Source organism: Nocardioides conyzicola (genome assembly GCF_039543825.1).
Taxonomy (GTDB): domain Bacteria; phylum Actinomycetota; class Actinomycetes; order Propionibacteriales; family Nocardioidaceae; genus Nocardioides; species Nocardioides conyzicola.
Genome location: NZ_BAABKM010000004.1, coordinates 36,210 through 49,089 on the forward strand (window position 1 = coordinate 36,210; position 12,880 = coordinate 49,089).

The window sequence follows — 12,880 nt, forward strand, 5'->3', positions numbered from 1 at the left end:
CGTCCTACGGTGCCGATGATGCCCGATCGATCGATCGATCGGTAGCCCCAGGTGAAGGAGTCCTCCGGTGGAGGTCGTGGAGTACAGCCGAGACGGCGCGGTCGCGCTGGTCCATCTCAACCGGCCCGAGCGGCTCAACGCCGTCACGGTCGAGCTCACCGAGCAGCTGGGCGCGGCGCTGGCACGCGCTGCTGCCGAGGGTGCCCGGGTGGTCGTGCTGGCCGGGCGGGGGCGGGCGTTCTGCGCCGGCCACGACCTCAAGGAGCCCGAGCCTGTCGAGACGCCCGTGGAGACCCGGCTCCGGCTCGAGGCCATCCAGGAGGTCACCCGGCTGACGCGCCGCTTCCCCGGGCCGGTGGTCGCCGCCGTCCACGGGTACGCGCTCGGTGCCGGCTGCGAGTTCGCGCTGGCGTGCGACGTGGTGGTCGCGACCGAGGACGCGCAGCTCGGGTTCCCCGAGGTGGGGGTCGGGCTCAGCGTCACCGGCGGCATCTCGCGGCTGCTGCCGATGCTGGTCGGGTGGGCCAAGGCCAAGGAGCTGCTCCTGCTCGGGGAACGCGTCACCGGCGCCGAGGCCGCGCGGATTGGCATGGTGGCCCGCGCCGTACCCCCGGGTGAGCACGAGACCGCCGCGCTGGACCTCGCCCGTCGCCTCGTCGAGCGGCCGGCGCTGGCGCTCAGCCTGGCCAAGCAGGTGCTCGACCACGGTCTCGATGCCACCCTGGAGGAGGCGATGGTCCGCGAGGTCGACCACGCCATCCTGACCTCCCTGTCCGGGGAGGGCGAGGCGCCCAAGGAGGCCTTCACCCGTGGCTGACCAGACGCTCGTCGACCACCTGCTGGTCGCCGCGGAGCGATGGCCCGACCGGCCGGCGTGGACCTTCGACCCCGGCAACGGTCCCGCGGAGACACTGACCTTCGCCGAGGTCGCGCTGCGCTCGGCGGCGTACGCCCAGGCGCTGCGGGAGCGCCGCGTCGAGCCGGGTGACCGGGTGGCGGTGATGCTCGACAACCAGCCGGAGTTCCCGCTCGTCTGGCTGGCGCTGATGCGCCTCGGCGCCGCCATGGTGCCGCTCAACGTGCGCTACCGGTCCGCGGACGCCGGCCACGTCGTCAGCGATGCCGGTGCACGGCTCGCGGTCACCTCGCCGGCGTACGCCGACCTGCTGGCGCCCCTCGCCGACATCGCCCTGGTCGACGACCTCGTCCCGGGCGGTGACTGGGTGCACGGTCCGGTCGACCCGGGCGCGCCGGTCAACGTGCAGTACACGTCGGGCACGACCGGCCACCCCAAGGGCTGCGTCCTCACCCACCGCTACTGGACGACGCTGGGCACCTCCATGCTCGAGGAGTTCCCGCACGTCGTCGCGAGCGACGTGATGCTGACCGCCCAGCCGTTCTTCTACCTGGACCCGCAGTGGAACGTCGTCACCGCCCTGATGTCGGGCGCCCACCTGGTCGCGCTGGACGGCTTCCACCCGTCGACCTTCTGGGCCAAGGTTCGTGAGCACGAGGTGACCTACTTCTACTGCCTCGCCGCGATGCCGACGCTGCTGCTTAAGATGCCGGCCGACCCGCTGGACCGCGCGCACCGGGTGCGGGCCGTGCAGTGCTCGGCGATCCCCCCGGCGCTGCACGCCGACCTCGAGGAGCGGTGGGGCGTGCCGTGGTACGAGGCGTTCGGGATGACCGAGACCGGCGCGGACATCCGGGTCTCCCCCGACGACCACGACGAGCTCGTCGGGTCCGGCTGCCTGGGGCGCCCGGCCGCGCACCGCGAGGTGCGCATCGACGACGGCGGCCAGATGTGGCTGCGCGGACCCGGCATGATGGAGGGCTACCTGGGACAGCCCCCGCCGTTCGTGGACGGGTGGTTCCCCACCGGCGACCTGGCCCGCGTCGACGACCAGGGTCGCGTCTACCTGGAGGGACGGCTCAAGGACATGATCCGGCGCAGTGGCGAGAACATCGCGGCCCGCGAGGTCGAGGACGTGCTGCTCGCGCACCCCGCCGTACGCCTCGCGGCCGTCGTCGGCGTGCCCGACGAGATCCGCGGCGAGGAGGTCAAGGCGTACGTCGTGGCACCCGGCGTCTCCGCCGACGAGCTCACGGCCTGGTGCGCCGAGCGGCTGGCGGCCTTCAAGGTGCCCCGCCTGTGGGAGTTCCGCGACGACCTGCCGCTGACGGCGTCCCACCGGGTCGAGAAGGCCGCCCTGAGAGAAGGCAGCGCGTGAAGGCGGACCTGGTCCTCACCAACGCCCGGGTCCGCACCCTGGAGGGCGACACGGTCGCACCGGCCGTGGCGATCTGGCGGGACCGGGTGGTCGCGCTCGAGGACGTCCCCGCCGAGCGGACCATCGACCTCGACGGCGCCGTCGTCACGCCTGGCTTCCACGACGCCCACAACCACATGGCGTGGTACGGCCTGTCCCTAGACGAGGTCGACCTGCGCCTGCCGAGCCTCGACGCCCTGTACGACGCCGTCGCCGCGCGGGCAGCGTCCGCGCCGGAGGGCGCCTGGATCGTCGGCGCGGGGTACGACGAGAACAAGCTCGGCGCCCACCCCGACCGGGACGCGCTCGACCGCGCGGCGCCGGGCCGGCGGGTCTGGCTCAAGCACACGTCCGGGCACATGTGCGTGGCCAACGGCCCGCTGCTGTCCGACCTCGGCATCGCGGACGCCCCGGTCGACGTGCCCGGCGGCCTCGTCGTGGTCGACTCCGCGGGACGCCCGACCGGCCTGCTCCAGGAGCAGGCCCAGCAGCTGCTCAACCGGCTGGTCCTCCCCTACCCCGTCGACACGCTCGTCGACGCCATCGAGCGGGCCGGGCAGATGTACCTCTCGCAGGGCATCACCAGCGTCGTCGAGGCCGGCGTGGGCGGCGGCTGGATCGGCAAGAGCCCGGTCGAGGTGGCGGCGTACCAACGCGCGCTCGACCTCGGTCGGCTGCCGGTGCGGGTCGAGCTGATGGTCGCCATGGACGTGCTGCACGGCCTGGCGGCGCACGAGACCGACGGGATCGTGCTCGGCCTCGACCTGGGCATCCGCAGTGGGCTCGGCGACGACCGGCTGCGCATCGGGCCGGTGAAGGTCTTCAGCGACGGCTCGCTCATCGGGCACACGTGTGCGATGACCGAGGACTTCGCCGACACCCCCGGCGAGCGCGGCTACCTGCAGGACGACGCCACGGCGCTGCACACCCGGATCCTCGACGCCCACCGGTCGGGGTGGCAGGTCGCGGCGCACGCGATCGGCGACGCGGCGATCGACCTGGTCCTGGACGCCGTCGACGAGGCGCAGCGGCGCTGGCCGCGGCCCGACGTACGCCACCGGATCGAGCACTTCGGTGTGTCCCGCCCCGACCAGGTCGCCCGGGCCGCGGCGCTCGGCGTGGTGCCGGTCCCCCAGGGCCGGTTCGTCGGCGAGATCGGTGACGGCATGCTGCGCGCGCTCGGTCCGGACCGCGCGGGATGGGCCTACCGCTACCGCTCCCTGCTCGACGCGGGCATCACCCCACCGGGCAGCTCGGACCGGCCGGTCGTCGACGGCGCCCCGCTGCTCGGCCTCCACGACATGGTCAACCGGCGCACCGACAGCGGGCTCGCCTGCGGCCCGGAGGAGGCGATCTCGGGGCTCGAGGCGCTGACCGCGTACACGCTCGGCTCGGCGTACGCCTCGCACGGGGAGCGGGACCGCGGCACCATCGCCGTCGGCAAGTACGCCGACCTGGCGGTCCTCTCGGACGACCCCGCTACCGTCGACCCGACGACGATCCGCGACATCGAGGTGCTCCGGACCGTGCTGGCCGGAGAGGTGGTGTGGGAGCGATGACGCTCGTCGAGGCAGGGAGCCTGACACCGCAGCAGCGTGGGATCGTCCGGGCGATCTACGAGGACGCGTTCCCCGAGGAGCTCCAGGTCCCGTTCGACGACCTCTTCGTCGACCGGATGCTGGTGCTGCTCGACGAGGACGGCCCGGCCGGCTTCGCGCTGGTGCGGGACCTCCCCGAGACGCGCTGGACCTTCCTGCGCTACTACGCCGTCGGCCGTCGCGGCCGCGGCACCGGCTCGACGATGTGGGGCCAGCTCACCGCCCGGCTGGCGGCCGACGGCAGGACGCGGTTGATCTGGGACGTCGAGGACCCCGACGAGGCCGGCCTCTCCCCCGAGCTGGTCGACGAGCACCGGCGCCGGATCGTGTTCTACGAGCGCCTGGGCGGGCGGCTCCAGCCGGTGCGCGACTACCTGCCGCCGCACGACGACGGCCACGCCCCGCAGCTGCTGCTGATGGACGTCCCGCTCGCGGACGAGCCCGACCCCCCGCTGCGTGTGCTGGTCGAGACCGTCTACCTGCGGCGGTACGGCGTCCCTGCGACCGATCCCGTCGTACGCCGGACGTTGCTGGCCAGCGACTTGTAACAACGGGAGAACATCCGGCGGTTCGATTGGTCCGCCGCAAGATCTCCGTCTACGCTCCCTCCATGAGCATCGAGACGTCGATCGCAGCCCTCGTCGAGGACCAGACCGGCCAGCCGTACCCGTACCAACGGGTCGAGCTCGTCGAGCCCGACTGGACCCGCTTCCCGGGGTGGCGTGACGTCACCGCCGACGAGTGGGCGTCCGTCCAGTGGCAGCGCTCGCACTGCGTCAAGAACGTCAAGCAGCTGCGTGAGCTCCTCGGCGACCTGGTCGACGACCGGTTCTACGCCGACCTGGAGCGCGACCAGTCCGAGCGGGCCACGATGTCGATGCTCGTGCCCCCGCAGATGATGAACACGATGGTGCCGCACGAGACGCCCGCCGGCCCAGGCTCGCTGACCGAGGCGTTCTACGCCGACCCGGTCCGGCACTACATGATCCCGGTCTTCTCGGACCGACGCACCGACTGGCCGTCGCACCCCCACGCGACCCGCGACTCCCTCCACGAGCACGACATGTGGGTGGCCGAGGGGCTGACGCACCGCTACCCCACCAAGGTGCTCGCCGAGCTGCTGCCGACCTGCCCGCAGTACTGCGGTCACTGCACGCGCATGGACCTCGTCGGCAACTCGACGCCGACGGTCGACAAGCTCAAGTTCGTGGGCAAGCCGGTTGACCGGCTGGGCTCGATGATGGACTACCTCCGTCGTACGCCGCAGGTGCGCGACGTCGTCGTCTCCGGCGGCGACGTGGCCAACATGCCGTGGCCGCGCCTCGAGGACTTCCTGACACAGCTCCTGGAGATCGAGAACATCCGCGACATCCGGCTGGCCACCAAGGCGCTCATCGGGCTCCCCCAGCACTGGCTGCAGGACGACGTCCGCGCCGGGGTCGAGCGGGTCGCGACGCTCGCCCGGTCGCGCGGGGTGTCGCTCGCCATCCACACCCACGCCAACCACGCGAACTCGATCACGCCGCTGGTCGCCCAGGCGTCGCGCGCGATGCTCGACGCCGGCGTACGCGACGTGCGCAACCAGGGCGTGCTGCTCAACGGCGTCAACGCCGACCCGCACGCGCTGCTCGACCTGTGCTTCCGGCTGCTCGACGGCGCGCAGATCATGCCCTACTACTTCTACATGTGCGACCTGATCCCCTACTCGGAGCACTGGCGGGTCTCTGTCGCCGACGCCCAGCGGCTGCAGCACCACATCATGGGCTACCTGCCCGGCTTCGCGACGCCGCGGATCGTGTGCGACGTGCCGTTCGTCGGCAAGCGCTGGGTGCACCAGCTCGCCGACTACGACGCCGAGCGCGGCATCTCGTACTGGACCAAGAACTACCGGACCTCGATCGAGGCCACCGCCTCCGACGCGCTCACCAAGACCTACGAGTACTACGACCCGATCCACACGCTGCCCGCCGAGGGCCAGCAGTGGTGGGCCGAGCACGGCGACCTGGACGAGTCGTCGCTGCGGGCCGCCGAGATGGCCGAGGCATCACGACGTACGGCGGCGCTCCAGGCCTGGTGAGCCGGGCAACCTGCGTCGTACGCCCAGCACGACCAGCCAGGTGAGACCGACCACGATCGGGAACGCCCCGAAGCCTGAGCTCGGCGCCAGGCCGACCTGGATGGGGTTGTCGGAGGCGTAGTAGACCGTGACCGGGTCGCCCTCGTGCCGGCCGCACAGGGTCGGGTGGTCGGAGACGGTGGCCTGCTCGTGGCGGCCGGCGGCCGTGAAGTCGACCCGGACCTGGCATGCCGGGATGGGCGCGAACGACGTCCCGGCTCCCCATCCGGACCCGGAGGCGGTGTCAGCGCTGCGGATGACGTCCGTGACGTGGGCGGTCGTCTGCGCGTCGTAGCTGACGGTCAGCATCCTCATGACCACCCCGACCACGACCAGCACCATCGCGGCGGCGAGCTGCAGATGTGCCCGCGTCGCGCGTCCGGTGCCGGCCCCCATGCTCCGACGCTACCCCTCCCGGGGGCGTCGGCCTCCGGCTCAGGTGACGGAGCGGTTCTCGTACGGCGTGGACAGCACGATCGTCGTGCGCGTCGAGACGTTGGCGGACGCCCGGATCCGGGCAAGCAGGTCCTCGAGGCTGCTGGGCGTCGCCACCCGGACCTTGAGGATGTAGGACTCGTCGCCGGCGACCGACCAGCAGGACTCGATCTCCGGGATGCCGCGGACCCTCTCCGGTGAGTCGTCGGGCTGCGAGGGGTCGATCGGACGGATCGAGATGAAGGCCGTCAGCGGCAGCCCGAGCTGCTCGTGGTCGATGCTCGCGCCGTACCCACGGATCAGGCCGCGTGACTCGAGTCGCTTGACACGCTGGTGGACGGCGGACGTCGAAAGACCGGTGGCCTTGCCCAGGTCGGTGAACGACATCCTCCCGTCGTTCGCGAGAAGCTCGAGGATCTTGCGGTCCGTTGCTTCGAGTTCCGACTGGCTCACGGCGCACAGACTAGCCGCGATCCCATGATTGGATGCGGACGTGACCGACTCGCAGACCGGCCGGCTGATGCTGCTCGACAGCGCCTCGATGTACTTCCGCGCGTTCTTCGGGGTCCCGGAGATCAAGGCGCCGGACGGTACGCCGGTCAACGCGGTGCGGGGCTTCCTCGACTTCATCTCGCGGCTGGTCGGGGACTACGAGCCCACCGACCTGGTGTGCTGCTGGGACAACGACTGGCGCCCGCAGTGGCGGGTCGACCTGCTGCCGTCGTACAAGGCCCACCGTGTGGTCGCCGAGAAGACCGGCGCCCCGGACATCGAGGAGGTGCCGGACCCGCTGCAGGTCCAGGTGCCGATCATCCTCGACGTCCTCGAGGCCTTCGGGCTGTGCGTGAAGGGCGTCGACGGCTACGAGGCCGACGACGTCATCGGCTCGTTCGCCGCCCAGGCGCGGCAGCCGGTGGACATCGTGACGGGAGACCGCGACCTCTTCCAGCTCGTCGACGACGACGCCGACGTACGCGTGCTCTACATCGCCCGGGGCGTGCGCAACCACGAGCGCGTCACCAACGACTGGGTGCGGGCCAAGTACGACATCGGCGCCCGGCAGTACGCCGACTTCGCGACCCTGCGCGGGGACGCGTCCGACGGGCTGCCGGGCGTCGCCGGCGTCGGGGACAAGACCGCGGCCACCCTGCTCCAGCGGTTCGGCGACATGGACGGCATCGTCGCGGCGGCGATCGACCCCGACGGCGACATGGGCCCTGGCCCGCGCGGCAAGATCAAGGCGGCCGCCGACTACCTGGCCGTCGCGCCGCAGGTGGTGGCCGTCGCCCGCGACATCGACCTCGGCTCCCCCGCCACGCGACTGCCGTCCGAACCGGTCGACCTCGCCCGCGTTGCCGAGCTCGGCACGAAGTGGGGCATCGAGAGCCCCGTGCAGCGGCTCACCGAGGTGCTGCTCAAGCTCTGAGCAGCGCCAGGTCTCGTCGGATGTAGCGCAGGTGCGCCCACTCCTCCTCGAGGATCACGCGGATGCAGTCGCCGACGCTGGGGTGCCAGTCGCCGCCGCCCCACGGGTTGACGCGCTCCTCGGCGAGCAGCTCGGGCGTGGCCGTGGCCAGGAAGTCGGTCACCAGCTGTTGGTGCTCGGCCCGCACCGCGAGGACCTCGTCGTACGACGGTGTGTCCGTGCGGAAGATCGACAGGTCGAAGCCCATCTCGCCGGCGCCGGTGAAGATCTGGCCGATCTCGTGGAAGGGCTGCTCCAACCGCTGGATGCCGCCGCCCAACCACGCGTTGGTCGCCAGGACCAGGTGCCGCAGGGTCTCGGCCAGGGACCACTCGTCCTCGACGTGGGCGTCCACCAGCTCCGGCGGCGTGTCCACCACCGTCGTCGCCCACGCGGCCTGCACGGCGACCCAGCCCTCGCGCAGGCCCTCGGGTGTCTGGGCACTCTGCAGCTCCCGTCCCGGGAACTGTCGGTTGAGCTCCGCCTCCACGAGCGGCACCACGTCGACGCCGTTGACGAAGAGCGTGCCGAAGGCCAGGTCGTGGCTGTCGATGTCGAGCCCGCCCACGTCGACGCTGCGCATGGTCACGCCACTGACGTCGGAGAACCGCAGCGTGGCGCCCTTGAGGCTCGCCTTCACGAACGACGCGCCCTCGAACTCCTTCGTGTCGGAATAGGTCGTCATCGCTCCATCATCACCGCTGCGGGCCACGACAGCCACGACGACGGCAGGATGGAACACACGTAGGCCCGAAGCACAGGGCGACGATGCCGGGCGCGCCTGAGGCGATCCAGAAGGCTCTCCGACGGGGCCGCCTCATCGCGGCAGAAGAGGATGTTCTAGTGCGGTGACTGCGCTCCATTGAGGCGCGCGATCAAGTCCTTCCCGACGGACAGCGCCCCCTCGGGGATGCGGTCGGCCTGGGGCACACCTACGCGATCTGTACGCCGCGCCAGCATCCGGTTCAGGACCGCTGTCTCCTCGGGAGATCGCGCGTTTGTGTTGCCGTCCGTGCCGACAAGCCACAGCAGCCCGCGACCGCCGCCTGAGTTGAGCTGCGCCTTTGCATTGTCGTCATAGACGAGTGCCACCGCGTACGTGAGGGAGTCACCCGCCTCACGTTGCGCCCAATCGATCACCTGTAGAACATCGGCACCCGTGATGTCGTAGGTGGCAGTCCAGCCATGCGTCGTCGCCTCGCCGCTGCCGTGGAGGTAGACCCGGAAGCGAGGCGTGTCGACCTCCCAGCTGCCGTCGCGTTCGTCGACCGGAAGGACCTGGATCTCATCCACCCCGGCAGTATCCCAGTCGCCGATCGGGTGAGCTCGCTCATCGGCACGACCGGGCGGAACGCGGCAGATCTGGATGGTTGCCGATCGGCGATCCGTGACGCGCTCGCCGACGTCGACGCCATCCTCCAGGCATGCGACCCGCCGGTTGGGACCACCTACGACGGTCGGCACGACCTGCACGACTGGGTCGTCGGCCCCTACGCAGAAGCACTCGCCCGGGCGAAGCCCGAGCGGCCTCTCGTTCAACACTCCCGCGGCAGTCACTTCCCGCGGAACCGCGTCCGGCCGAACCTTCTCAAGCTCTGGCCCTGCCCGGCCCGGGCTACTCCGCTGGGCCGAACTGGGTCAGCTCGTACTTGCGGCACTCGTCTGGAAGTTGGTCCCTGATGCCCCTGAAGTCGTGGCCGAAGTCCTCGCCGCCGTCGACTTGCTGCCCGAGGCGCAGGGTATTCCCCGGCGTCTTGATGCGGAGTTCGTCACCCTCGCCGCTGACGGACGTCCCGGGCGGCCAAACGATGACGACGCCAGCGGCCTTCCCGGACGACGGATCCACATCGTTCACGAATCCCACGCACCGGCCGCCGACAAGACCCAGCTGACCCATGACGCCGACGCCGATGTGCACCACAACCCGCGTCGGCGGCCAGAAGTGGATGTCTCGTCCTTCGATCGCGACAACTGCGCTGCCCACCTCCACGACCCGGTTCCGCTCGAGGTCGCGAACTACGAGCACGCCGAGAACAGCGCAGAGGATGAGCGTCGCCGCAACGACCGCGGCGATGCGGCGCCAACGACAGCGAGGTCGATCGGTGAGGATCTGGTCCTCGATCAGGCTCACGCCGCACATCGTGCCATCGGCGCGCGGCCACGCACTCCGCCTTGACGCAGTTTCGCCAGCTCTCCGAACACTGATGGCAGATGCAGGCCCCACGAGCCACACTGCCACCCTCGTTGTCGGCAACCTCAGAAGCACTCTTCAGTGCGACTCATTTGCCACCACTATCCGAGCGATTTGCCGAACTCATCAAGCATTCACGACTTGTTGCGGGACGACGGCGTTGACACGCATCGGGCATGAGCGACGCCTGCTCCTCGAAATGAACGGACGCTCGGGTCGCGGCACGACCGAGCGGAACGCGGCAGATCCGGCAACTCGCGGTCGCAGTCGGCCCGCGCCTGACAGGGTGCAACCGTGGACGCTGCGGAGATCAGGAAGGCGGCTGCGCGTGCGATCGGGGAGGTCGCCGAGCGCCAGGGTCGAGCCTCCCGTTGGTCGATCGCGACCGATGAGCTGTTGTGGGTGTTCGAGCTTGATCGCGGCGCGTCGTGGTCTCGCTGGGCTCCGCTCGTGGGATGCGCTGTTCGTGCGTGGCATCAGACTGACCCGAGACGCGTCGCCGACTGCGACGTGGTTATCGACTACACCCTGATGCCGTTGGGAGTGCCGCCTGCCGCGGTTGGCACAAGATTTAACGACCATCGCTCCTACTTCACGATGGTCTTCGACCACACGCACGACCTCCTTGGCCCCGAAGCCCGTCTTGATGCCTTCGCATTCATGGCTCAAGAGATGCGGAATCTCGGAGCCCAGCTGTCGACGGCCGAGGCGCTGCGTTGCGCTGTGGGCGAGGGCATGTTCAGAAGCGGCTTCGTCCGCCCACGACTGCGTTAGGGCGCACGGTCATCGGTATGTGAGCGCGTGCAGCAATGCGGTGCCACTAGGCGGCGAGGATGACTTCGAGGAGGTAGGTCTCGGCGCGACTGACTGGTTGCAGGGTGGCTGGTGTGGGAGTCGCGGGTGCGGTTGACCGGGCGACGTGGCCGGTGGGCAGCCGGGTTTCGATGGTGTGGCGGGTGTCTGGTGGTCCGTTGACGGGTCGGCTGCGCCAGCCGGGTGCTTGTTTGGTGTGGTTGCAGTGTTCGCAGAGGCCTTGGCCGTTGATCGCGGTGGTGGGTCCGCCGGTTGCGTGGTCTTCGGCGTGGTCGCGGTGGCGGATGGGGGCGTCGCAGAAGGGGGTGCGGCAGGTGCGGTCGCGCAGCTCGATGAAGCGGGCGAGTGCGGTGGGGAACTCGCGGGCGACGGACTCCATCGCCACCAGGGTGCCGGTGGCGGGCTTGGCGTAGAGGCGGCGGATCGCGGTCAGGTGGTCGGGGTCGAGGGTGTCGGCGGGGATGGGTCCGTATCCGTGGAGCCAGGCGGGCTCGATGCTGTCGTCGAGGAGGGCTTGGTCGGAGATCACGACGTTCACGACCACCGGGATCTGATCGGCGCGTGGGACGCCGGTGATGCGCTCCACGAGGGTGTCGGCCATGACCTGGCCGCGGGTTCTTGGGTCGCCGGCGGACCTGGCTTGGTCCGCGATCCGGGTGAGCGTCGCCCAGACGGCGACGCCTTGCTTGGCGGTGAGCAGGGCGGAGAGGCGGGCCATGGTGTCGGGTGCGGGCCGCATCGACACGTGACGGTCGGCCTCGGCCTTGGACCGGCGGTTGACCACGGCGGCGGCGTCGATGCGGATGACGGCCTTCTGGGTCTCCGCGGTCAGACGTCGGTCGCCCCACCCGTCGAAGGGGTAGGTGCCGTCCGGACCTGGCTGGCAGATCTCGGCGTCGACCAGTGCCCGGTCCTGACGGGAGAGGCAGGAGGTCTCGCGGGTGATGAGGGTGGCGCGCCACTCGGAGATCACGCCGGCGCGCATCGCGGCCCACAGGTGCGGCTGCTCGGTCAACGCATGCGCGAGCCCCAGCAGCCGCGATCCCTTCGCGGGGGACTCACGCCGGGCGTAGGCGACCAGACTGGCGACGTCGCGGCCCTGCCGGGCAGCGGGGATCCGGGAGGTGGCGTGGCGGGTCCGGACCAGGTGGTCGAGCTGCACGGTCAGCTCGGCCTGGGTTGCTGCGATCCGGGCTTTGGTGTCCTCGAGGGCGCGGATCTGGTCGAGGAGGGCGCGTTCGTCCGTGGGCGCCGCCGTGGTGGCGGTGTCGGGGACGAAGGGCGTGGTCATGTCTCATGGTATCGAACGTGTGTTCGAATGACAAGTCTGTATCAAGAACTTTTCTGGTTCCCGTTGATCGAGCAGGTTGCTCAGCAACCGTGTCGAGATCCCCGCAGCCCAAGGCGGGCGCTTGGGTGCGGGGGTCTCGACGACGCTCGTTGGCGCTCGCTGCTCGACCACCGGCAAGCCGGCACACGGCGTCGACCCGAGACCGCCGTACCCGCATAGCTGCCTCTCGGTCTGACACCACTGACGACCCGCAGGCCACGGTCAGCCTTCCGGGGTCTCGACGACGCTCGCTGGCGCTCGCTGCTCGACCACCGACAAGCCGGGAGCCTGCATCGACCCGAGGCCGCCGTACCCGCATAACTGCCATCGGTCTGCACCACGAACCACCCGCAGGCCGCAGCCAGCCCTCCGCGGTCTCGGCGACGCTCGCTGGCGCTCGCTGCTCGACCACCGGAAGGCCGGCGCGCCGGGAGTCGGCGCCGACCCGAGCCCGCTGTATCCGCGTTGTTGCCTGTCGGTCTGCCACTGACCACCCGCAGGCCACGGTCAGCCTTCCGGGGTCTCGACGACGCTCGCTGGCGCTCGCTGCTCGACCACCGACAAGCCTGCAAGCCGGGAGGCGGCGCCGACCCGCGCGCGCCGTACCCGTCGCAGCTGCCTATCGGCGGCCCACCCGAGACCACCCGCAAGCCTCTGTC

General features: G+C 70.6%; 13 protein-coding genes. 7 read left to right on the forward strand and 6 right to left on the reverse strand.

Annotated features, from left to right (window positions below; translation table 11 throughout):
• The first annotated feature begins 67 nt into the window (after window positions 1–67).
• From ABEA34_RS20020 to ABEA34_RS20040, 5 genes are all read left to right on the forward strand, one after another.
• The gene (locus ABEA34_RS20020; RefSeq protein WP_345523332.1) at window positions 68–817 is read left to right on the forward strand and encodes an enoyl-CoA hydratase/isomerase family protein; all 750 of its coding nucleotides are present in this window, start codon (window positions 68–70) and stop codon (window positions 815–817) included.
• A complete protein-coding gene (locus ABEA34_RS20025; protein WP_345523333.1) occupies window positions 810–2,234 on the forward strand; it encodes an AMP-binding protein in 1,425 nt (474 codons plus the stop codon). Before ABEA34_RS20020 ends, ABEA34_RS20025 begins: the two co-directional genes overlap by 8 nt.
• The gene (locus tag ABEA34_RS20030; protein ID WP_345523334.1) at window positions 2,231–3,832 is read left to right on the forward strand and encodes an amidohydrolase; all 1,602 of its coding nucleotides are present in this window, start codon (window positions 2,231–2,233) and stop codon (window positions 3,830–3,832) included. The genes ABEA34_RS20025 and ABEA34_RS20030 overlap by 4 nt, the downstream gene beginning before the upstream one ends.
• Window positions 3,829–4,419 carry a GNAT family N-acetyltransferase gene (locus tag ABEA34_RS20035; RefSeq protein ID WP_345523335.1) on the forward strand — a complete coding sequence of 197 codons (591 nt, stop codon included), beginning with the start codon at window positions 3,829–3,831 and terminating at the stop codon, window positions 4,417–4,419. Before ABEA34_RS20030 ends, ABEA34_RS20035 begins: the two co-directional genes overlap by 4 nt.
• Before the next feature lie 62 nt (window positions 4,420–4,481).
• Window positions 4,482–5,948: a KamA family radical SAM protein gene (locus ABEA34_RS20040; RefSeq protein ID WP_345523336.1), complete on the forward strand. Its 1,467-nt coding sequence runs from the start codon at window positions 4,482–4,484 to the stop codon at window positions 5,946–5,948.
• On the opposite strand, the gene ABEA34_RS20045 is transcribed toward ABEA34_RS20040, so the two are convergent.
• Both ABEA34_RS20045 and ABEA34_RS20050 read right to left on the reverse strand, forming a co-directional pair.
• Window positions 5,916–6,383: a hypothetical protein gene (locus tag ABEA34_RS20045; RefSeq protein ID WP_345523337.1), complete on the reverse strand. Its 468-nt coding sequence runs from the start codon at window positions 6,381–6,383 to the stop codon at window positions 5,916–5,918. The two genes, ABEA34_RS20040 and ABEA34_RS20045, sit on opposite strands and share 33 nt — an antisense overlap.
• Window positions 6,384–6,422: 39 nt before the next feature.
• The gene (locus ABEA34_RS20050; RefSeq protein WP_425576899.1) at window positions 6,423–6,875 is read right to left on the reverse strand and encodes an Lrp/AsnC family transcriptional regulator; all 453 of its coding nucleotides are present in this window, start codon (window positions 6,873–6,875) and stop codon (window positions 6,423–6,425) included.
• A gap of 40 nt (window positions 6,876–6,915) precedes the next feature.
• Between ABEA34_RS20050 and ABEA34_RS20055 the strand changes: the two genes are divergently transcribed.
• A complete protein-coding gene (locus tag ABEA34_RS20055) occupies window positions 6,916–7,848 on the forward strand; it encodes a 5'-3' exonuclease (protein ID WP_345523338.1) in 933 nt (310 codons plus the stop codon).
• Here the strand turns inward: ABEA34_RS20055 and ABEA34_RS20060 are convergent.
• From ABEA34_RS20060 to ABEA34_RS20070, 3 genes are all read right to left on the reverse strand, one after another.
• Window positions 7,838–8,572 carry a DinB family protein gene (locus tag ABEA34_RS20060; RefSeq protein WP_345523339.1) on the reverse strand — a complete coding sequence of 245 codons (735 nt, stop codon included), beginning with the start codon at window positions 8,570–8,572 and terminating at the stop codon, window positions 7,838–7,840. The two genes, ABEA34_RS20055 and ABEA34_RS20060, sit on opposite strands and share 11 nt — an antisense overlap.
• A 155-nt stretch (window positions 8,573–8,727) precedes the next feature.
• Window positions 8,728–9,360: a hypothetical protein gene (locus ABEA34_RS20065; RefSeq protein ID WP_345523340.1), complete on the reverse strand. Its 633-nt coding sequence runs from the start codon at window positions 9,358–9,360 to the stop codon at window positions 8,728–8,730.
• Window positions 9,361–9,502: 142 nt separating this feature from the next.
• Complete coding sequence (locus tag ABEA34_RS20070; protein WP_345523341.1) at window positions 9,503–10,018, reverse strand: hypothetical protein; 516 nt, start codon at window positions 10,016–10,018, stop codon at window positions 9,503–9,505.
• Window positions 10,019–10,372: 354 nt separating this feature from the next.
• Here ABEA34_RS20070 and ABEA34_RS20075 point away from each other — a divergent pair, with 354 nt between their 5' ends.
• Window positions 10,373–10,852, forward strand: coding sequence for a hypothetical protein (locus ABEA34_RS20075; protein WP_345523343.1), 480 nt, complete (start codon window positions 10,373–10,375; stop codon window positions 10,850–10,852).
• Between the two features lie 46 nt (window positions 10,853–10,898).
• On the opposite strand, the gene ABEA34_RS20080 is transcribed toward ABEA34_RS20075, so the two are convergent.
• Entirely contained in the window at window positions 10,899–12,182 is a 1,284-nt protein-coding gene (locus ABEA34_RS20080; protein WP_345523344.1) for an HNH endonuclease, read from the reverse strand.
• Window positions 12,183–12,880 lie beyond the last annotated feature (698 nt).

Excerpts from the sequence above, each read along its gene's own strand:
- ABEA34_RS20035 (WP_345523335.1), top strand. The coding sequence starts at position 3,829 with ATGACGCTCGTCGAGGCAGGGAGCCTGACACCGCAGCAGCGTGGGATC.
- ABEA34_RS20040 (WP_345523336.1), top strand. The coding sequence starts at position 4,482 with ATGAGCATCGAGACGTCGATCGCAGCCCTCGTCGAGGACCAGACCGGC.
- ABEA34_RS20045 (WP_345523337.1), bottom strand. The coding sequence starts at position 6,383 with ATGGGGGCCGGCACCGGACGCGCGACGCGGGCACATCTGCAGCTCGCC.
- ABEA34_RS20060 (WP_345523339.1), bottom strand. The coding sequence starts at position 8,572 with ATGACGACCTATTCCGACACGAAGGAGTTCGAGGGCGCGTCGTTCGTG.
- ABEA34_RS20080 (WP_345523344.1), bottom strand. The coding sequence starts at position 12,182 with ATGACCACGCCCTTCGTCCCCGACACCGCCACCACGGCGGCGCCCACG.